Here is a 19,114-nt window from a genome sequence, read left to right on the forward strand (position 1 = left end):
GTGCAACCATGCGCGGCATGACCTCTCAGGCCCCGGAAGCGCGCTCCTTCTCGACCATCGGCGTCATCGGCCTCGGCACCATGGGCGCCGGCATCGCCGAGGTGTTCGCCCGCAACGGGTACGCCGTCGTCGGGGTCGAGAAGGACGACGAGGGCCTCGCCCGCGGTCGCCAGTACCTCGAGCACTCCACGGCCCGCGCCGTGAAGCGGGAGAAGATGACCGAGGCCGAGCAGGCCGAGCTGCTCGGGCGGATCACGTTCACCACCTCGCTCAAGGACCTCACCGACGCCGACCTGGTGGTCGAGGCGGTCGTGGAGTCCCTGGAGACCAAGAAGGCACTCTTCCGCGACCTCGACGCGATCGTCTCGCAGGAGGCCGTCCTCGCCACCAACACCTCGAGCCTCTCGGTCACCGAGATCTCGACCGCCAACTCGCGCCCGGGCCGGGTAATCGGCGTGCACTTCTTCAACCCGGCGCCGGTGCAGGACCTGGTCGAGATCGTGCGCACGGTCGTCACCGAGGACCAGGTGCTGGCCGACACCAAGGCGCTCGTGGAGGCGCTCGGCAAGAACCCGGTCGTCTGCGGCGACAAGGCCGGCTTCATCGCGAACACGCTGCTGTTCGGCTACCTCAACCACGCGGTGTCGATGTACGAGGGCCGCTACGCCAGCCGCGAGGACATCGACGCTGCGATGCGGTTCGGCTGCGGCTACCCGATGGGCCCGCTGGCGCTGCTCGACCTGATCGGGCTCGACACGGCGTACGAGATCCTCGAGACGATGTACCGCCAGGGCCGCGACCGACTGCACGCGCCGTCCCCGATCCTCAAGCAGATGGTCACCGCCGGCTGGCTCGGCCGGAAGACCGGTCGCGGCTTCTACACCTACGAGGCGCCGGACAGCCCGGTCGTCGTCGCGGACGACCGGACGCCGTCCGCCGACGCGAGGCCCGAGCTGCGGCACGACATCAAGCAGGTCGGCGTCGTGGGCACCGGCACCATGGCGAGCGGCATCGTCGAGGTGTTCGCGAGGAGCGGGTACGACGTGCTGGTGGTCGGCCGCGGCCAGGACAAGGTCGACGGGGTCGTCGCGACCGTCACCCGCAACTTCGACAAGCAGATCCAGCGCGGCCGTGCGACCGAGGAGGCGAAGGCCGAGGTGCTGGCCCGGATCACGGGCAGCACGTCGCTCGACGACCTCGCAGCGGCGGACATCGTGGTGGAGGCGATCGCCGAGGACCTCGCGATCAAGACCACGCTGTTCGAGAACCTGGACGAGATCTGCAAGCCCGGCGCGATCCTGGCGACGACCACCTCGAGCCTGCCGATCATCGCCTGCGCCCAGGCGACGTCGCGGCCGCAGGACGTCATCGGGATGCACTTCTTCAACCCGGCGCCGGTCATGAAGCTGGTCGAGGTCGTCTCGACGGTCGTCACGTCCGAGGACGTCACCGAGACCACCCGTGCGCTGTGCGACCGGATCGGCAAGGTCGCGGTGTCCTGCGGTGACCGGGCGGGCTTCATCGTCAACGCGCTGCTGTTCCCGTACCTGAACGACGCGGTGCGGATGCTCGAGGCGCACTACGCGACCGCCGACGACATCGACCTGGCCATGAAGCAGGGCTGTGCGCTGCCGATGGGGCCCTTCGAGCTCCTCGACGTGGTCGGCAACGACGTGTCTCTGGCGATCCAGCGCGAGCTCTACCTCGAGTTCCGCGAGCCGGGCTTCGCCCCGGCACCGCTGCTGGAGCACCTGGTGACGGCCGGCTACCTGGGCCGCAAGACCAAGCGCGGCTTCCGGGACTACAGCTCGCGCTGATGGGGTACCCGCCCGGTCATGGGAGTTGAGACCGGGCGCATCACCACCGACATCCCCGCACGACTGGACCGGCTGCCGTGGGCCAAGTGGCACTGGCTGGTCGTCATCGGGCTGGGCACCGTCTGGATCCTCGACGGGCTCGAGGTCACGATCGTCGGGTCGATGTCCGACGCGCTGAAGGACCCGACCACGGGGCTCGGCATGACCAGCTCCGACATCGGCTTCGCCGGTGCGATCTACGTCGCGGGCGCCTGCGTCGGCGCGCTGTTCTTCGGCCAGCTCACCGACCGGTTCGGCCGGAAGAAGCTGTTCCTCCTGACGCTGGCCGTCTACATGCTCGCGACGGTCGCGACGGCGTTCTCGATGACGCCGGCCTGGTACTTCGCCGCCCGGTTCTTCACCGGGTTCGGCATCGGTGGCGAGTACGCCGCGATCAACTCCGCCATCGACGAGCTGATCCCGGCCAAGTACCGCGGTCGCGTCGACGTCTCGATCAACGGCTCGTTCTGGGTCGGCGCCGCGCTGGGCTCGCTGCTGACGATCCCGCTGCTCGACCCGACCGTCATCAACCCCGAGTGGGGCTGGCGGCTGGCGTTCGGCCTCGGTGCCATCCTCGCCGTGGGCATCCTTCTCGTCCGCCGCAACGTGCCGGAGAGCCCGCGCTGGCTCTTCATCCACGGCCGCGAGCAGGAGGCGGAGCGGATCGTCACGGACATCGAGCGGACCGTCTCCGACGAGACGGCCGGCGAGCTCGAGCAGGTCGACGAGACGATCACGGTGCGCCAGCGCACGACGATCCCGCTCACGCTGATCGCCAAGACCGTCTTCACCATGTACCCGAAGCGCACCGTCGTCTGCTTCTCGCTGTTCGTCGGTCAGGCATTCCTCTACAACGCGTTCTTCTTCACCTACGGCGACACGCTCACGACGTTCCTCGGGGTGAAGCAGACCGGCTGGTACCTCGCCGTGTTCGCGGTCAGCAACTTCGCCGGCGCCCTGATCCTGGGGCCGCTGTTCGACAAGATCGGCCGGGTCCGGATGATCACCTTCACCTATGTCTTCTCCGGTGCCCTTCTCGGCGTGACCGGCCTCCTCCTCGGCAGCGTGACGGCGTTCTCGCTCACGCTCCTCGGCGTGATCATCTTCTTCTTCGCCTCGGCCGGCGCCAGCGCGGCGTACCTCACCGCGAGCGAGGTGTTCCCGATGGAGACCCGCGCGCTGTGCATCGCGTTCTTCTACGCCATCGGCACGGCCGCCGGCGGGATCAGCGGTCCGCTGCTGTTCGGCTACCTGATCGACCAGGCCTCCGCGGACAAGGACATCACGGGCATCGCCATCGGCTACTTCATCGGCGCGGTGCTGATGATCGGTGCCGGGATCGTCGAGGCGTTCCTCGGCGTGCACGCCGAGGGCCGGTCGCTGGAGAGCATCGCCAAGCCGCTCACCGCGGAGGACACGGAGCAGCGGACCGCCGTTTGAGCCCGACGTACGCTGGAGTCATGGAGTTCGTCACCGGGCTCCTCGAGGACGGGCGCCGCGCGATGCGTGCGTCCGCGCCGCGGGTGGCGAGCGATCCGCTGCCGTTTCGCCGCCCGCCGTGCGCTCTCGCTCAGCCCCTCCGCAGCTGGGCCACGTGCAGCGTGACGAACCGGCCGAGCGCCGAGTCGCTGTCGATGGTGTCCGGGTCGGAGGCCGCGTAGTCGCCGGAGACCTGGAACGTGTAGGTCCCCGCCTTCCTCACCGGCACCGTCGCCAGCGCGGTGCCGGAGCCGGCGACCGGGTCCGTCGTCGTGGTCGCGATCGTCTCCCCGGCCGGGTCGAGCACCGTGACGGTGTAGCTGAACAGGCTCGCGCCGACGGCGCCGCCGGACGGGAACGCCAGGCTGACGGCCAGCGTGCGCGTCGCGCTGCCCACCTTCACGTCGTACGACGCCGCGTCGCTGCCGCCTGCGGTCCCCGGCGGTGCGGCGTGCACGAAGAAGTCCGAGCGCAGCACGCGGACGCCGTCCGCGGCCCGGACCCGACGGTCGGCCCTGGCCGCGGCCGCGGCCAGGTGTCCGGCCCAGCCCTTGCCGGTGACCAGGTGCACGGCCCGGTCGAGGTTCACGAACCCGTAGCCGACCTCCCAGAAGGGTGCCGAGCCCGTGCCGCCCGTGGCCTTCACGGCGGTGGCCGTCGCCTGGAGCGCCAGTCGCACCTGGTCGGGGGTGAGCCGCGGCTGTGCCTGCAGGAGGACGGCGGCCGCGCCGGCGATGTGCGGTGAGGCCATCGAGGTGCCGGAGGCGCTGGCGTTCTCGTTCGGGCCACAGGGGCCGATCAGGGTGCCGGCGCTGTCGCACGTCGAGCTGATGTCGACGCCGGGCGCGGTCACGTCGGGGTGCACGAGGCCGATCCGGTCGCCGGCGTACGACGTGTGGTCGTGCGCACCGATCGGGGTCGCCCGGGAGTTGTCGTTCACCAGTCCGTTGGACGAGAAGTCGCCCCGGACCCGGTCGATGGTGCCGGCCGCCACCGAGATCACCCACGGGGACTGCGAGAACGGGTTCAGGCTCATCGGGACGTCCCCGGCTCCGGAGTTGCCGGCAGCGAACACGACCGTGACGCCCTTGTCCACGACGGCCTTGGTCGCGACGGCGACCGGGTCGTTCGGGTCGAACTGGCGGTAGCTGTTGCCCCACGAGTTGTTGATGACGTCGATGCCCATCAGGCCGGGCTGGTCGAGGATGTAGTCGTAGGCGGTGACGACGGCCGTCGTGAACAACACCTCGCCGATCGAGAAGCAGGCCAGGTCCGCGTCCGGCGCGACGCCGAAGCGACTCCCGTCGTCGACGGACTTCGAGTCGGCGGCGATGATGCCGGCGACGTGCGTGCCGTGGCCGCTGCCGAGGTCGGTGTTGCTGACCGGGCCCTGGTCGACCGGGACGACGAGGGTGGGTTGGGTGCCCGCGTTGGCGTACTCCGGGCTGTAGAGCTTGACGTTGTGGACGACCCGGTCCGCGAGGTCGGCGTGCGTCGCGTCGCAGCCGGAGTCGACGATGCCGACGGTCACGCCCTTGCCGGTGAGCCCGCGCGCACGCAGGGCCCTGGCCGCGGACGGCGAGGACGACATCGCGTCGCTGGACGCGGTGTCGAGGAGCCCGAGGTGCTCGTCGGGGTAGACGTCGAGGCCGATGCCGCTTGAGACCGCGGCGACCATCGCGCCGACCGGGCCCTGGACGAGCGCCAGCGGGAGGTGCTTCATCGGCTGGACCGTGAGCCCGAGTGCGGAGAGCGCGGCGACCTGCGTGGTGTCGGGCACGTCATCGAACCGGACGATCGCCCGGTGGTCGGGAGTCCCGTCGGCGAGCAACCGGTCGAGACCGGCATGGACACCGGAGACGACCGGCGCCTGGGGCGTGGCCGCGGCCCGGGTGGCACCGGCCAGCGAGAACGTCACGGCGAGGGCGCCGGTGAGTGCGAGCAGCCGGGTGCGGGAGGATGGCATGGATGATCCGATCTCGAGCATCAAGGTGGAGAGCAGCGGTGCCGAAACAACGCGGTCCTGCCGCGTGGGGTTACGCGCTCCTGCTCCCCGTCCTGCTGGCCGCGCTGCCCACGGGCACCGACGTCGACTACCAGCTCGGCGGCGCCGCCGACGTGCCCGACCACGTCGGCATCGTGGTCCGGGACCGCGCCGCGCAGCCGCTGGAGGGCACGTACAACGTCTGCTACGTCAACGGCTTCCAGGCCCAGCCGGACCAGCGCCCCTTCTGGCGTGAGCACTGGCGCCTGGTGCTGAAGGACGGTGGCCGGCCGGTCACCGACGAGGCGTGGGGCGAGTGGCTGCTCGACGTACGCACGCCCGCGAAGCGCGCGGCGCTGGCGCGGATCGTCGGCCGGTGGACGCAGGGGTGCGCGGACGACGGCTTCGACGCCGTCGAGTACGACAACCTCGACTCGTTCACCCGCAGCCACCACCTGCTCAGCCGTCGGCAGGCCGTGGCGTTCGCCGCGCTGCTGGTCGGGCGTGCCCACGACGCCGGCCTCGAGGCCGGCCAGAAGAACCTCGCCGGCTTTGACGGCACCACCATCGGCTACGACTTCGCGATCGCGGAGGAGTGTGGCCGATACCGGGAGTGCAGCGCCTACACCCACGTGTACGGCGACCGCGTGCTGGCCATCGAGTACCGGCGCCCGGACTTCCGGTGGACCTGCCGGCACGTCGGTGACCGGCTCGCGGTCGTGCTCCGCGACCGGGACCTGACACCGGGAGGGGTGCACGAGTGGTGCTGAGGCACGTGGACGGGCTGCACACGACGACGCTGGGGGAGAGCGGCCCGCTGGTGGCGTTCTGCCACGGGTTGTTCGGGCAGGGCAAGAACTGGAGGACGATCGCGAAGGCGGTCGCCGAGGACCACCGGGTGCTGCTGGTCGACATGCCCAACCACGGCCGTTCGCAGTGGACCGACCGCTTCGACTACGTCGACACCGCGGACCGGGTCGCGTCGTTGTTCTCCGCCGACGACCCGGTCGCGCTGGTCGGCCACTCGATGGGCGGCAAGGCCGCGATGGTCCTCGCGCTGCGGCACCCCGAGCTCGTCGATCGGCTCTGCGTCGTCGACGTCTCCCCGGTGGACTATGAGTCGGGCAGCGAGTTCGCCGGCTACATCGCGGCGATGCAGGCGCTCGACCTCGGGACGCTCCGGCACCGTCGCGACGCCGACGCCGCGCTCGTCGACGCGGTGCCGAACCCGACGGTGCGCAGCTTCCTGCTCCAGAACCTGCGGCGCGACGACGACGGCTGGTCCTGGCAGCCGAACCTCGAGCTGCTCGGCCGCGACCTCGCCACCCTCGGCGGCTGGCCGGAGGAGGCACTCGCGGGCCACCCGCCGTACCAGGGACGGACGCTGTGGATCGCGGGCGCGAAGTCCGCCTACGTCGGGGACGAGTACGCCGCCGAGATGGACCGCTGGTTCCCGCGCAACCGCAGGGTGACGATCAAGGGCGCCGGCCACTGGGTGCACTCCGAGCAACCCGAGGTGTTCACCGACGTGCTCCGGCAGTTCCTCGCCGCCACTTGAGTCGGAACTCCCGACTCAACGGTCGGCGGCGCGGCGGGCGCGGTACGCCGCGACGGCGTTGCGGTTGCCGCAGGTGGTCGAGCAGAAGCGCTTCGAGCGGTTGCGGGAGAGGTCGAGGACCACGCCGCCGCACTCGGGGTCGGCGCAGCGACCGAGCCGGGACATCTCGTCGGAGCGGATCACGTCGATCATCGCCATCGCGGTCTCGACGAGGATGCGGGTCGGCAGGTCGCGCTCCGGGCCGACCGCGTGGAGGTGCCAGTCCCAGACGTCGTGGCGGACCAGCTGGGGGACCGCGCCGGCGGACGCGAGCATCTCGTTCACGAGCGCGACCGCCTCGTCGCGTTCGGCGGTGAGCAGGGTGAGGAGCTGCGGACGGATCGCCCGCACCGCCGCGAGCTCGGCGCGGTCGTGGTCCCGGCGGCCGGTGTACTCGAACTCCGCGAAGAACGCGTCGAGCTGCTCGATCGTCTGGAGCGTGTCCGGCTCGAGGGCGGAGTTGGCGAGGGTCACCGCGGACTGCAGCGCCACCTCGGTGTCATGTGCGAATACCACGTTGACAGGTTACACAATGCCGGCGTAGCGTCATGTGCCATGACCGCATTGACCGATGACGACGCGATGGTGGCCTCCGGCTCCCGGCTGGCGAGCGGTCTCGGCTTCGCGCTGCTCTCGGCGGCCTCCTTCGGCATGGCCGGAGCGCTCGCCCGGCAGCTGCTCGGCGCGGGCTGGAGCGCGGGCGCGATCGTGCTGATCCGGGTGAGCATCGCCGCCCTGGTGGTGCTGCCGTTCGGCCTGGTGTCACTGCGTGGCCGGTGGCACCTGGTCCGCCGCAACGCCCGCCTGATCGCGGTCTTCGGCCTCATCGCGGTCGCCGGCGCGCAGTTCTGCTACTTCTCGGCCGTGGCGCACATGCAGGTGGGGCCGGCGCTGCTCATCGAGTACACCGCGCCGGCGACCGTCGTGGTCTGGCTCTGGCTGCGGCACGGCCAACGGCCGGGTCCGGTCACGCTGGTCGGCGCCGGACTGGCCGCCCTCGGACTGGTGCTGGTGCTCGACCTGCTGTCCGGCGCGGCCATCAGCCTGCCGGGCGTGCTGTGGGCGCTCGGCGCGATGGTCGGCGCGGCGACGTACTTCGTGGTCGCGGCCGACGAGGGCAACGGCCTGCCCCCGATGGTGCTGGCGTCCGGCGGCCTCGTCGCCGGGGCGGTGGCCCTCGCGGTGCTCGGCCTGGTCGGGCTGCTGCCCATGCACGCGTCGTCCGCCGCCGTCACGTACGCCGGTACGACGGTCGCGTGGTGGGTGCCGCTGCTCGTGCTGGGCGTGGTGACGGCTGCCGTCCCGTACACCAGCGGGATCGCGGCGAGCCGGCGGCTGGGGTCGCGGCTGGCGTCGTTCGTGGCGCTCACCGAGGTCCTCGCGGGGGTCCTGTTCGCGTGGCTGCTCCTCGACGAGCTGCCGCGCCCCGTGCAGCTCGCGGGCGGCCTGCTGATCCTCGCCGGCGTGGTGTTCGTGAAGCTCGGCGAGAAGGACACCGCCGACGCTAGCGCTCGTCCTGCCGCCTGACCCACACCTCGCGCACCAGCATCAGGATCGACGCCGCGGTCGGGATCGCGAGCAGTGCCCCGATCACCCCGAACAGGGCGGCGCCGATGAGCGCCGCGATGACGGTGACCGCGCCGGGTACGTCGACGGACTTCGACATCACCCGCGGGTAGATCACGTAGTTCTCGACCTGCTGGTAGACGATGTAGAAGACCACGCACGCGACGCCGATCTTCCAGTCGGTCGCGAAGGCGATCGCGGTCACGATCACGGCGCCGATGGTCGCGCCGATCATCGGGATCACGTCGAGCAGGGCGACCACGAAGGCAAGCGCCACGGCGTACTGCCCGAGACCCGCGACGAACAGGAATACCAGCGACGAGATGCCGGCGCACATCGCGACGATGAACGCCCCGGAGACGTAGCCCCCGACGCTGCGCACGATCCGGTCCCCGAGCTTCGAGACCCGGTCCCGGCGGGACGCCGGCGCGAGCCGGTAGATCGCGCTCCTGGTGTTCTCCAGGGACGCGAGGAAGTACAGCGTCAGCACGACCACGATGAAGCCGTTGAACAGCGCCCCGAGTACCGCGAGCCCGATCCCGACGGCCCCACCGAAGAGCGCGCCGACGAAGCTGCCGTCGGTGACGTACTTCTGGACCTTCTCGACGATGTCGTACTCCTCGTCGAGCCGCTGGACCTGCCGGTTGCGCTGGACGTCGTCCAACCACTGCGGCACGTTGTTCGTCAGTGCGTGGACCTGGTCGGCGATCACCGGCACGATCGCGACGAGGAAGAGCGCGAGCGCGAGCAGGAACAGCAGGATCACCGTCAGGACGGCGTACGAGCGGCGCATCCCGTGGCGCTCGAAGAACTCGACCGCGGGGTTGAGCCCGGCGGCGAGGAAGAGGGAGACGACCACCAGCATCAGCGTGGAGCCGATGGCCTGCACGTTCAGCGCCAGCCACAGCGCGAGCAGGGCGCCGAGCCCGCCGATGAAGCCGACGTAGAACGGCGCCCGGTGGTCGAGCGGAGGGCCTGGTACGCCGAGGTCCTCGTGCTCGACCGGGACGCCCGCGGAGTCCTCCTCGTCGGTGGCCTCCGCGGGCTGGGAAGTGTCGGTCACTCCTCGTCCTTGCCGAAGCCGGCGACGACGTCGTGCAGCGACGCCAGCTGCGCGGTGATCGCGTCGCGGCGCTTGCTGATCCGCTCCACCTCGGCGCGGACGACGGCGAGCTCGCGCTCGGCATCGGCGGTGCCGGTGGCGGCGATCGACTCGGCCTGGGTGCGGGCCGAGCTGACGATCTGCTCGGCCTCCCGCCGGGCGCGGGAGAGCAGCGCTTCGGCCTCGGTGGCGGCCTGGGCGCGGTTCTCGGTCGCCTGCGCGAGCGCTGCCCGGGCGCGCTCCTCGGCGGCCGCGGCGCGGGACTCGGCCTCCTCGACGAGGCGCTTGGTCTCGGCGGTCGCGCTGGCGTGGTGGTCGGTCGCCTCCCGGGCGAGCCGCTCCTTCTCGACAGCGAGCGTCCGGCGGGCCTCCTGCACCTCCCGGTCCGCGGCGGCCCGGGCCTGCTCGGCCTCGCGCTTGGCAGCGGTGCGCTGCTCGTTGGTCTCCTGCTCGGCGGCGAGCCGGATCTGGTCGGCCTGGCGCTGGGCGGACGCCACCAGGTCCTCGGCCTCGGCCTTCGCCAGCGCGCGCTCCTGCTCGGCGTCGGCCATCAGCCGGCTCCGGTGCTCGTCGAGCTCCTTGAGCTGCACCAGGCGCATGTCCTCGGCCTCCCGCGAGGCGTCGGCGCGGACCGCCTTGGCGTCGCGGGTCGCCTGCTCGCGGATCTCGGCCGCGTCGCGCTGCGCGGTCTCCCGGACCTCCGCCGCCTCCTCCTCGGCCAGGCGCAGCATGGCGCTCGCGCGCCCGCCGAGGCCGGCGTACGACGGCGTCTCGCTCTCCTTGACCTGCTCCCGCAGCTGCCCGACCTGATCCTCGAGCTCCAGCACCCGGCGCTCGGACTCGGACAGGCTCGCGCTCAGCCCCGACTTCTCGCTCGCCAGCTGGCGCACGCGTGCGTCGACGGCGTCCTTGTCGTAGCCACCGCGGCGCACGACCGGGAAACCGCCGGGCGAGGTGGTCGGGCCCCCGGCCGCGCGGGGGGCCGCCGGCGGTACGACGGGGCGCGACGGCTGTTCGCGCGGCACCGCCGGCGCCTGCTGGGTCTGCTCCGCGCGCGGCTGCGCCGGCGCCTTGGCCCGGGGCTCGCGCGCGGGCACCGTCGGCAGCACCTGGGTCGCCTCGTCGGGGGCGGCCCCGGTCGCGTCCTCCTCCGGCTCGTTGTCGTCGAAGATGGACAGTCCCTGGTCGCTCGTCACGGCGGCGTACCCCTTCTCGGCAGGTTGCAGTGCAGGGCCAGTCTTGCCGATCGGGTCGGGCGATCCCAGCCCGGGCCGCGACAATTTGCGTCCGGTTGCTGCTACACCCCGCGGAACCGGTTGATCGCGTCGAGATGCGTGCTCCGCATCTCCTCGTCGCGGACGCCGAGACCTTCCTCGGGAGCCAGGCAGAGCACGCCCACCTTGCCCTGGTGGGCGTTCTGGTGGACGTCGAGCGCGGCCTGTCCGACGTCGTCGAGCGAGTAGGTGCGAGACAGGGTCGGGTGGATCTTGCCCTTGGCGATCAGCCGGTTGGCCTCCCACGACTCGCGGTAGTTCGCGAAGTGCGAGGAGATGATCCGCTTGAGGTTCATCCAGAGGTAGCGGTTGTCGTACTCGTGCATGTAGCCGCTGGTGGAGGCGCACGTGGTGATCGTGCCGCCCTTCCGGGTGACGTAGACCGACGCCCCGAACGTCTCGCGACCGGGGTGCTCGAAGACGATGTCGATGTCCTCGCCGCCGGTCAGCTCGCGGATCTTGGCCCCGAAGCGCTTCCACTCCTTCGGGTCCTGGGTGTGCTCGTCCTTCCAGAACCGGTAGCCCTCCTCGGACCGGTTGATGATGAGCTCCGCGCCCATGGACCGCGCGATGTTCGCCTTCTCCTCGTTGGAGACCACGCACACGGGGGTGGCCCCGCCGTTGAGCGCGTACTGCGTCGCGAATCCGCCCAGACCGCCCGAGGCGCCCCAGATCAGGACGTTGTCGCCCTGCTTCATGTCGCCGCCGTTCTTCGACACCAGCTGGCGGTACGCCGTGCAGTTGACCAGGCCGGGGGAGGCGGCCTCCTCCCAGGTCAGGTGGGCGGGCTTGGGCATCAGCTGGTTCGCCTTGACCAGCGCGACGTGCGCCAGGCCGCCGAAGTTGGTCTCGAAGCCCCAGATCCGCTGCTGCGGGTCGAGCATCGTGTCGTCGTGGCCGTCGGGGTCCTCGAGCTCGACCGAGAGGCAGTGCGCGACGACCTCGGTGCCGGGCTTCCACTTGGTGACGCCAGGGCCGGTGCGCAGCACGACTCCGGCCAGGTCCGAGCCGACGACGTGGTACGGCAGGTCGTGGCGGGCGGTGAGCGGCGAGAGCCGGCCGTACCGCTCCAGGAAGCCGAACGTCGAGACCGGCTCGAAGATCGAGGTCCACACGGTGTTGTAGTTGATGGCCGAGGCCATCACGGCGACCAGTGCCTCGCCGGGGCCGAGCTCGGGCAGCGCGACGTCCTCGACGTGGATCGACTTGCGCGGGTCCTTGTCCTTGCTGGCGATGCCCTCGAACATGTCGACCTCGTCCTTGTGGACGGTCGCCGCGCGGTAGTGGTCCGGGATCGCCAGGTTCGCGAAGTCCTCGGCCGTGGTGCTCCGCGAGTCTTGCTGGCTGGCCATGATCGCGTCGAGGATGTGCTGCACGTCGGCTCCTGCTGTCGGGGTCGGTCGTCTGGACGGGACATTACCCATCGGTAACCGGGGCTGACACCCCGGTGTGACCTACGTCGCGGAGGCGGTGGCGGGCTGCACCAGCTCCACGAGCACCCCGCCGGCGTCCTTCGGGTGGATGAAGTTCACGCGCGAGTCCGACGTACCGCGGCGCGGCTCGTCGTACAGCAGCCGCAGGCCGCGCTCGCGCAGGATCGCGCTGACCGCAGCCACGTCGGTCACCCGGTAGGCCAGCTGCTGGATGCCCGGGCCCTTGCTGCCGAGGAACTTCGCGATCGTGGAGTGCTCGTTCAGCGGGGCGAGCAGCTGGATGTGGGAGCCGGAGTCGCCGACGGCCATCATCGCCTCGCGGACGCCCTGCTCCTCGTTGACCTCCTGGTGCGCGAGGCGCATGCCGTACGCCTCCTCGTAGAAGGCGATCGCGGCGTCGAGGTCGGGGACGGCGATGCCGACGTGGTCGATCGCGGTGAACAGGTGGCTGGCGGCGGCGATGTCGTTCGGCGAGCTCATGCGGCACATCGTCGTACGACGACGGGGGCGCGGCGAGGGGGTGTGACATGTTCCACCCTCGCCGCGTCCCGGACGCGTGGGTAGGGTCGACAGCAGAACCACTCACGAGTCTCTGGAGGCCACCCCATGTCCGGTACGTCCGTCATCGTCGCCGGTGCGCGCACCCCGATCGGCCGCCTGTCCGGCAGCCTCAAGGACTTCTCCGCCGCGGACCTGGGCGGTGTCGCGATCCAGGGCGCCCTGGCGAAGGCAGGCGTCTCGGGCGACCAGGTCGACTACGTGATCATGGGCCAGGTGATCCTGGCCGGCGCCGGCCAGAACCCCGCCCGCACGGCGGCGGTCAAGGGCGGAGTGCCCATGAACGTCCCGTCGATCACCATCAACAAGGTGTGTCTGTCGGGGCTGAACGCGATCGCGCTAGCGGACCAGCTGATCCGCGCCGGCGAGGTCGACATCGTCGTCGCCGGTGGCATGGAGTCGATGACCAACGCCCCCCACTTCCTGCCGAAGTCCCGCGAGGGCATCAAGTTCGGTGACGTGAAGCTCGTGGACTCGATGTCGTACGACGCGCTGTACGACCAGTTCACCTCCCAGGCGATGGGCCTGCTCACCGAGGAGTGCAACGCCGCGGCCGCGAACCTGACCCGCGAGGAGCAGGACGAGTTCGCCGCCCAGTCGCACCAGAAGGCCGCGGTCGCCTGGAAGAACGGTGTGTTCGACGACGAGGTCGTCCCGGTCGAGATCCCGCAGCGCAAGGGCGACCCGATCCAGTTCACCACCGACGAGGGCGTCCGCGGCGACACCACCGCCGAGTCGCTCGGCAAGCTGCGCCCCGCGTTCTCGAAGGAGGGGACCATCACCGCCGGCTCGTCCTCGCAGATCTCCGACGGCGCCGCGGCCGTCGTCGTGATGAGCAAGGAGAAGGCCGAGGAGCTCGGCCTCGAGTGGCTCGCCGAGATCGGTGCCCACGCCCAGGTCGCCGGGCCCGACTCGACGCTCCAGCTCCAGCCCGCGGCCGCGACCGCGAAGGCCTGTGACAAGGAGGGCATCGCGCCGACCGACCTCGACCTCGTCGAGTTCAACGAGGCGTTCGCCGCCGTCGGCATCTCGTCGGCCCGCGAGCTGGGCCTGGACAACGCGAAGGTCAACGTGAACGGCGGCGCCATCGCGCTGGGCCACCCGGTGGGGATGTCCGGCGCGCGCGTGGTGCTGCATCTCGCGCTCGAGCTCAAGCGCCGGGGCGGCGGCGTCGGTGCCGCCGCGCTGTGCGGCGGCGGTGGCCAGGGCGATGCCCTGATCGTGCGTGTCCCGAAGGGCTGAGCAGGACGTCCCGGGTCTCGTCGAGCGCGCCCGCGCCGGTGAGGCCCGGGCCGTCGCTCGTCTGATCTCGCTCGTCGAGGACGAGTCGCCGCTGCTGCGCGAGGTGATGGCGGCGCTCGCGCCGCACACGGGCAACGCCCAGGTCATCGGCATCACCGGCTCGCCCGGCGTCGGCAAGTCGACGTCGACCAACGCGCTCGTGAGCGAGCTGCGCGCGAGCGGCAAGCGGGTCGGCGTGCTGGCCGTGGACCCGTCGTCCCCGTTCTCCGGAGGTGCGCTGCTCGGCGACCGGGTGCGGATGCAGGACCACGCGCTGGACCGCGACGTCTACATCCGGTCGATGGCCTCGCGCGGCCACCTCGGCGGCCTGGCGTGGACGACGCCGCAGGCGCTGCGGGTCCTCGACGCCGCGGGCTGCGACGTCATCCTCGTCGAGACGGTCGGCGTGGGGCAGAGCGAGGTCGAGATCGCCGGGCTGGCCGACACCACGATGGTGCTGCTGGCACCCGGCATGGGTGACGGCATCCAGGCCGCGAAGGCGGGCATCCTCGAGATCGGCGACCTCTACGTCGTGAACAAGGCGGACCGGGACGGCGCGGAGCAGGTGCGCCGCGACCTCCGCTCGATGCTCGCCCTCGCCGAGCGGCCCGAGGGCGCCTGGAGGCCGCCGATCCTGATGACCGTCGCCCAGAAGGGCGAGGGGCTGCCCGAGGTCGTCGCAGCGATCGACGACCACCGGTCCTGGCTCGACTCCAGCGGCGAGCTCGCGCGCCGGCGCAGCCGCCGGGCCCGCGACGAGATCGAGGCGATCGCCGTGACCGCCCTGCGGTCGCGGTGGGGCGACGTCCACGGCCGCTCCGAACTGGACGAGCTCGCAACGGCCGTGGTGGCGGGCCGGACCGATCCCTACGCCGCGGCCGACGAGCTGCTGGCGACGTTCACCGACTGAGCCGGTCGCGGGCGGCCGGGCAGGAATGCCGCGGCCGCTGCGACAGCGACGGTGGTCGCGGCCAGGTAGAGCAGGCTGGCGCCGAAGGCGTCGACCATGCCCTCGTCGACCCGGCCGAAGAACACGATGCCGACCAGCGCCACGCCGAGGGCGTTGCCGACCTGCTGCACCGTCGAGGAGGTTCCGGAGACGGTGCCGGCGTGCCGGGACTCGACCGAGCCCATCACGGTGCCGACCGAGGCCGAGAGCACGACGCCCATCCCGAGCCCGCCCACGGCCAGCCCGGGAGCCAGCCACAGCCAGCTGCCCGCGACGCCGGCCTGCTCGACGGCTGCGAACAGCAGGAGGTGGCCCGCTCCGAAGGCGAGCGCGCCTCCGGCGACGGTGGCGCGGGCGCCGTACCGGCCGAGCAGCGCAGCCGCCCGACGGGTGCCGATCATGTACGGCGCCGCGACGACCGTGAACACGGCGCCGGAGGCGAGTGGTCCGAGGCCGCGACCGTCCTGCAGGTACAGCGCGAGCACCAGGAAGTACGCCGCCATGCCGCTGAACAGCAGCGCCTGGCCGAGGATCCCGACGCCCACCGGCCGGCTCCGCAGCGGGTAGGGATCGACCAGCGGCGGGACACCGCGGCGGCGCAGGAGTCGTCCGCGCAGCCAGGCCAGGTCGCCCAGCGCCACCGCTGCCGCGAGGAGAGCCCAGGTCCACAGAGGCCAGCCGTGGCGCTGCCCCTCGACCAGCGGCAGCACGAGCGCCGTCAGCGCGCCGACGACCAGCGCCGCCTCCAGCGGGTCGACCCGAGCACTGCCGGCCACGCGGGTGTCCGGGAGCAGCCGGGGCGCGGCCGCCAGGGCGGCCAGCCCGATCGGGACGTTGACCAGGAAGATCGAGCGCCAGCCGCTGCCGGCGACGTCGAGGTGGATCAGCAGGCCGCCGACCAGCTGCCCGGACGCGGCCGCCACCCCCATCACGGTCGCGTACGCGCCGAGCGCGCGGACCCGCTGCGGGCCGGCGTACACGTCGCCGATCAGGGAGAGGACGGCCGGGCCGATGGCGGCGGCCGCGGCACCCTGCACGAGGCGGGCGACGAGCAGCGTGGTCGCGTCCGGGGCGAACCCGCAGAGCGCCGAGCTGGCGACGAAGAGCGCGACGCCGAGCACGAACATCCGCCGGCGTCCCCAGCGGTCGGCGACCCGGCTCGCGACCAGCAGGAGGCCGCCGAAGGTGAGTCCGTAGCCGGCGACCAGCCACTCGAGGGCCGTGTTGTCGGCGTGCAGGTCACGCTGCACCGACGGAAGCGCGACGTTCACGACGAAGAAGTCGAGGACGATCAGGAAGGTGCCGGTCAGCAGGACGGCGAGCGGCCCGCGCCGGAATGCGGTGTCAGTCATGGGACCGTTCTCCGGCCTCCCGTAGCGGGAGGGTCAAGCGCTGGACTCTCCCCCGGGGGGAGGGTGCAGGCTGTCCGCCATGGACGGCCTGCTGAGCATCGGCGACTTCTCGCGGATGACGTTCCTGACCGTGAAGGCGCTGCGCCACTACCACGACGTAGGGCTGCTCGAGCCCGCGCGGATCGATGCGCACACCGGCTACCGCTTCTACCGGGCCGAGCAGGTCGCGCCGGCCCGGCTGATCCGTCGGCTGCGCGACCTCGACCTGCCCGTCGACGACGTGCGCCTGGTGCTCGCGGCGCCCGACGAGACCTCGCGGAACGCGGTGATCGTCGCCCACCTGGACCGGATGAGCCGCCAGCTGCGCGAGACCCAGGACACCGTCGACTCGCTTCGCCGGATGCTGTCCGCGGACGACGAGATCCCCGTCTCCTACCGCGACGAGTCGGCGACGACGGTGCTCGCGATCCGCGGCCACGTCGACGGGGGCACGGTCATCACCTGGTGGATGGAGGCGTTCACCGAGCTGCATCGGCTGCTGCGCGCGTCGGGCGTGGGGCGGACCGGCCCGGACGGCGCGACCTTCCCGACGGAGTTCTTCACCGACGGCGTCTCCGAGCTGGTCGCGTTCGTCCCGGTCGCCTCCGTGCCGCCGCTGCCCGGGCGGGTGGAGGCGATCCGGAGGCCGGCAGGACGGTACGCCGTGGCGACGTACGACGGACCGATGGTGGACCTCGACGGCGCGTACTCCGCGGTCGGTCGCAGGGTGACCGAGGAGGCGCTGTCCGCGGACGGGCCGGTCGTGGAGCGGTACCTGCCGCTCGGCGACGAGGATGATCTCATCAACCACGTGACGGAGGTCTGCTGGCCGGTTTGTCCCTAGTCTTCGGGGATGGGCATCGCCAGCGGTCCGATCAGCCAGGTCGCGTGGGTGACCGACGACCTCCACGCGACCGAGCGGCTGCTCTCGGAGCAGTTCGGGGTCGGCGCATGGACCCGGGTCCCGGACGTCGTCTTCGGGCCGGACACCACGACGCTGCGGGGGGAGCCCGTCGAGATGGTGCTGCACGTGTCGCTCGGGTACGCCGGTGACCTCCAGCTCGAGCTGATCCAGCCGGTCAGCGGGCCCGGCATCCACCGTGAGTTCCTCGACGCCCACGGCCCCGGCCTGCACCACGTCTGCTTCGAGGTCGACGACGTCCCGGCCGCGTGCGCGGCCGCCGACGCCGCGGGCGTCCCGGTGCTGATGCGCGGCTCGATGTTGGACGGCGAGATCGAGTTCGCGTACGTCGACGGCTCCGCCGGCGGGGCGCCGTACGTCGAGCTGGCCCGGATCGGCACGCAGATGCGGGCGTTCTACGACGCGATCAGGAGCGCCGGGTGAAGGTCGCGCTGGTCACCGGAGCCGGCGACCGCTCGATCGGCGCCGCGACCGCAGGCGCGCTGCGGGCCCGCGGGTTCCGCGTCCTTACCACCACCCGCTCCTGCCCGATCACGGCCGACCACCACCCGCTCGACCTGGCCGACGCCGGGTCCGTGGCACGGCTCGCCGCCTGGGTCCCCGAGCGGCTGGACCTCCTGGTCAACAACGCGGGCATCCACCTCGACCTGCGCTCGAGGTGGACCGAGCCCCAGCTCGTCGACGGCCACGAGGTGCACTGGCGCACCAACTACCTCGGCACCGCCCAGCTCACCCGCCTGCTCCTCGACAACCTCCTCGAGTCCGGCGACGCGCGGGTCGTCAACGTGGTCTCTCAGCTGCACGACCGCGGCCGCAACGAGTGGCTGGTCGCCCCGGTGGCGCCGTACGACTCGTGGGCGGCGTACGGCACCTCCAAGCTCGCGCTCGTCCACGAGGCCGCCGAGATCGAGCGGAGGTACGGCGGTGTCGGGGTGCATGGCTACTCGCTGCATCCCGGCTCGGTCTACACCCGGATCGCGGACCGTGGCCTCGAGACCGCGCCGGTGCTGGGGAGGCTGCGCAGGCTCGCGGCTCCGATCGAGCGCCGCACCCTGCTCACTCCGGAGGTCGGAGCCCGCACCACGGTCTTCTGCGCCACGTCGCCGGACGCGCGGCCCGGGGGATACCACCGGCGCGAGGCCCCGGCCGAGCCGTCCGCTGACGCGCAGGACGCCGCCGTCGCCGCGAAGCTCTGGGACGAGACGTCGGCGTGGACGGCTAGCCTCCTGACGTGACCCTGCCGTTCGACCCCATCGACGAAGCCGCACGTCAGTGGGGCACCCACTGGGACCGGGTGCCGGCCATGCACGCCGTCACGTCGCTCATGCGCGTGCAGCAGCTCGTCATCGGCCGCCTCGATGCGATCCTCAGGCCGCATGGCCTGACGTTCGCGCGCTACGAGGCGCTGGTGCTGCTGGTCTTCTCGTCGCGCGGGTCGTTGCCGCTCGGGAAGATGGGGGAGCGGCTGCAGGTGCACCCCACGTCGATCACCTCGATCATCCGGCGCCTCGAGGCCGCCGGGCTGGTCGAGCGGCGGGCGCACCCCGACGACGGCCGCGCGGTGCTCGCCGAGATCACCGACCGCGGCCGCGAGCTGGTGGAGGCGGCGACGAAGGACCTGGTCGCCGCCGACTTCGCCCTCGGCTCGCTGACCGACCGCGACCTCCGGTCGCTCTCCGACCTGCTCCGCCCCATCCGCAAGGCCGCCGGGGACTACTAGCC

At 71.8% G+C, this 19,114-nt stretch carries 18 protein-coding genes and 1 pseudogene; 11 read left to right on the plus strand and 8 right to left on the minus strand.

Annotated elements, in window-relative coordinates:
* Window positions 1-17 precede the first annotated feature (17 nt).
* Window positions 18-1,817, plus strand: coding sequence for a 3-hydroxyacyl-CoA dehydrogenase family protein (locus ACVW2K_RS11695; RefSeq protein WP_457202624.1), 1,800 nt, complete (start codon window positions 18-20; stop codon window positions 1,815-1,817).
* 18 nt (window positions 1,818-1,835) lie between these two features.
* Window positions 1,836-3,296, plus strand: a complete 1,461-nt coding sequence (locus ACVW2K_RS11700; protein ID WP_457202625.1) for an MFS transporter — start codon at window positions 1,836-1,838, stop codon at window positions 3,294-3,296.
* Between the two features lie 130 nt (window positions 3,297-3,426).
* Here the strand turns inward: ACVW2K_RS11700 and ACVW2K_RS11705 are convergent, their stop codons facing one another.
* Window positions 3,427-5,301, minus strand: coding sequence for a S8 family serine peptidase (locus ACVW2K_RS11705; protein ID WP_457202626.1), 1,875 nt, complete (start codon window positions 5,299-5,301; stop codon window positions 3,427-3,429).
* Window positions 5,302-5,339: 38 nt separating this feature from the next.
* Between ACVW2K_RS11705 and ACVW2K_RS11710 the strand changes: the two genes are divergently transcribed.
* Together ACVW2K_RS11710 and ACVW2K_RS11715 are read left to right on the plus strand one after the other, a co-directional pair.
* The gene (locus ACVW2K_RS11710; protein WP_457202627.1) at window positions 5,340-6,089 is read left to right on the plus strand and encodes an endo alpha-1,4 polygalactosaminidase; all 750 of its coding nucleotides are present in this window, start codon (window positions 5,340-5,342) and stop codon (window positions 6,087-6,089) included.
* Window positions 6,080-6,877, plus strand: a complete 798-nt coding sequence (locus ACVW2K_RS11715; protein ID WP_457202628.1) for an alpha/beta fold hydrolase — start codon at window positions 6,080-6,082, stop codon at window positions 6,875-6,877. The genes ACVW2K_RS11710 and ACVW2K_RS11715 overlap by 10 nt, the downstream gene beginning before the upstream one ends.
* 15 nt (window positions 6,878-6,892) lie before the next feature.
* Here the strand turns inward: ACVW2K_RS11715 and ACVW2K_RS11720 are convergent, their stop codons facing one another.
* Window positions 6,893-7,432 (minus strand): CGNR zinc finger domain-containing protein, encoded by a 540-nt coding sequence (locus tag ACVW2K_RS11720; protein ID WP_457202629.1) that lies wholly within the window; start codon window positions 7,430-7,432, stop codon window positions 6,893-6,895.
* Between the two features lie 39 nt (window positions 7,433-7,471).
* On the opposite strand from ACVW2K_RS11720, the gene ACVW2K_RS11725 reads away from it, so the two are divergent.
* Entirely contained in the window at window positions 7,472-8,443 is a 972-nt protein-coding gene (locus ACVW2K_RS11725) for an EamA family transporter (RefSeq protein WP_457202630.1), read from the plus strand.
* Here the strand turns inward: ACVW2K_RS11725 and ACVW2K_RS11730 are convergent.
* The 4 genes from ACVW2K_RS11730 to mce all read right to left on the minus strand — a co-directional run bounded on the left by ACVW2K_RS11730 (window position 8,421) and on the right by mce (window position 12,771).
* The gene (locus ACVW2K_RS11730; RefSeq protein WP_028637582.1) at window positions 8,421-9,545 is read right to left on the minus strand and encodes an AI-2E family transporter; all 1,125 of its coding nucleotides are present in this window, start codon (window positions 9,543-9,545) and stop codon (window positions 8,421-8,423) included. The two genes, ACVW2K_RS11725 and ACVW2K_RS11730, sit on opposite strands and share 23 nt — an antisense overlap.
* On the minus strand, window positions 9,542-10,780 hold the full coding sequence (locus tag ACVW2K_RS11735) for a coiled-coil domain-containing protein (protein WP_036570478.1): 1,239 nt from the start codon (window positions 10,778-10,780) through the stop codon (window positions 9,542-9,544). The genes ACVW2K_RS11730 and ACVW2K_RS11735 overlap by 4 nt, the downstream gene beginning before the upstream one ends.
* Window positions 10,781-10,881: 101 nt before the next feature.
* Window positions 10,882-12,234, minus strand: a complete 1,353-nt coding sequence (gene ccrA, locus ACVW2K_RS11740; RefSeq protein ID WP_457202631.1) for a crotonyl-CoA carboxylase/reductase — start codon at window positions 12,232-12,234, stop codon at window positions 10,882-10,884.
* A gap of 78 nt (window positions 12,235-12,312) precedes the next feature.
* Window positions 12,313-12,771: a methylmalonyl-CoA epimerase gene (gene mce, locus ACVW2K_RS11745; protein ID WP_036570392.1), complete on the minus strand. Its 459-nt coding sequence runs from the start codon at window positions 12,769-12,771 to the stop codon at window positions 12,313-12,315.
* 126 nt (window positions 12,772-12,897) lie between these two features.
* On the opposite strand from mce, the gene ACVW2K_RS11750 reads away from it, so the two are divergent.
* Together ACVW2K_RS11750 and meaB are read left to right on the plus strand one after the other, a co-directional pair.
* A complete protein-coding gene (locus ACVW2K_RS11750; protein WP_457202632.1) occupies window positions 12,898-14,091 on the plus strand; it encodes an acetyl-CoA C-acetyltransferase in 1,194 nt (397 codons plus the stop codon).
* Window positions 14,075-15,040, plus strand: coding sequence for a methylmalonyl Co-A mutase-associated GTPase MeaB (gene meaB / locus ACVW2K_RS11755; RefSeq protein ID WP_028637586.1), 966 nt, complete (start codon window positions 14,075-14,077; stop codon window positions 15,038-15,040). The genes ACVW2K_RS11750 and meaB overlap by 17 nt, the downstream gene beginning before the upstream one ends.
* On the opposite strand, the gene ACVW2K_RS11760 is transcribed toward meaB, so the two are convergent.
* Together ACVW2K_RS11760 and ACVW2K_RS11765 are read right to left on the minus strand one after the other, a co-directional pair.
* Window positions 14,998-15,582, minus strand: coding sequence for an MFS transporter (locus tag ACVW2K_RS11760; protein ID WP_331279524.1), 585 nt, complete (start codon window positions 15,580-15,582; stop codon window positions 14,998-15,000). The two genes, meaB and ACVW2K_RS11760, sit on opposite strands and share 43 nt — an antisense overlap.
* A gap of 138 nt (window positions 15,583-15,720) precedes the next feature.
* A pseudogene (locus ACVW2K_RS11765) lies at window positions 15,721-16,437 on the minus strand (MFS transporter); the annotation flags it as partial.
* Between the two features lie 73 nt (window positions 16,438-16,510).
* Between ACVW2K_RS11765 and ACVW2K_RS11770 the strand changes: the two are divergent.
* The 4 genes from ACVW2K_RS11770 to ACVW2K_RS11785 are packed head-to-tail and all read left to right on the plus strand — an operon-like array spanning window position 16,511 to window position 19,112.
* Entirely contained in the window at window positions 16,511-17,314 is an 804-nt protein-coding gene (locus tag ACVW2K_RS11770) for a MerR family transcriptional regulator (protein ID WP_457202633.1), read from the plus strand.
* 9 nt (window positions 17,315-17,323) lie between these two features.
* Window positions 17,324-17,815 carry a VOC family protein gene (locus ACVW2K_RS11775; RefSeq protein WP_457202634.1) on the plus strand — a complete coding sequence of 164 codons (492 nt, stop codon included), beginning with the start codon at window positions 17,324-17,326 and terminating at the stop codon, window positions 17,813-17,815.
* Window positions 17,812-18,627, plus strand: a complete 816-nt coding sequence (locus ACVW2K_RS11780; protein ID WP_457202635.1) for an SDR family NAD(P)-dependent oxidoreductase — start codon at window positions 17,812-17,814, stop codon at window positions 18,625-18,627. The genes ACVW2K_RS11775 and ACVW2K_RS11780 overlap by 4 nt, the downstream gene beginning before the upstream one ends.
* Window positions 18,624-19,112, plus strand: coding sequence for a MarR family winged helix-turn-helix transcriptional regulator (locus ACVW2K_RS11785; RefSeq protein WP_028637590.1), 489 nt, complete (start codon window positions 18,624-18,626; stop codon window positions 19,110-19,112). The genes ACVW2K_RS11780 and ACVW2K_RS11785 overlap by 4 nt, the downstream gene beginning before the upstream one ends.
* Window positions 19,113-19,114: the final 2 nt, after the last annotated feature.

The organism is Nocardioides sp. HB32 (assembly GCF_054058995.1).